This window comes from Mesorhizobium sp. M8A.F.Ca.ET.021.01.1.1, assembly GCF_003998025.1.
In the GTDB taxonomy this organism is placed as follows: Bacteria; Pseudomonadota; Alphaproteobacteria; order Rhizobiales; family Rhizobiaceae; genus Mesorhizobium.
The window spans coordinates 1-512 of record NZ_RZSJ01001100.1; the positions used below are offsets into that span (position 1 = coordinate 1).

1 protein-coding gene is annotated in these 512 nt (G+C 60.0%); it reads right to left on the minus strand.

What is annotated here, in order from left to right:
• Positions 1–512: HlyD family efflux transporter periplasmic adaptor subunit (locus EOA36_RS36800; protein ID WP_145969576.1), on the minus strand; the 512-nt coding region annotated here is incomplete at both ends.

The following is a 512-nucleotide window of genomic DNA, read 5'->3' on the forward strand; positions in this document are numbered from 1 at the left end:
GATAGGTATCGACCACGATCTCCGCCTTCTGACTCGGCTTCATGTTGGTGAGCTGGGTTTCCTTGAAATTGGCGTCGATCCAGGTGTCACCGGTCTCGACCAGCGCAAACAACGGTGTGCCGGAGCCGACATACTGGCCGACCTTGAAGGATGCGGCTTGATAGACAAGACCATCGGCAGGTGCTCTGACCGTGGTCTGCGCCAGGTCATAGGCAGCCTTGTCGCGCGCGGCGAGTGCCGACATCACGGTCGGATGCTTGTCCGTCTCGATATCGGGATTGCCGCCAAGTGCCGCCTTGGCGCTGACGATGCCCTGATCGGCAACGGCAAGCTGCTGCTTGGCCTTGTCGAGATCATTCCTGGCCTCATCCAGCGAAGACTTGGCATTGATCCCTTTCTGGGCAAGATCGGCGGCACGGTCATATTGCGACTGCGCATAGGCAACTTCGCTGCTGGCGGATTTTTCCTGCGCCAACGCCTGGCTGTAGGCGGCGCGCAGCTGCTCGACATTG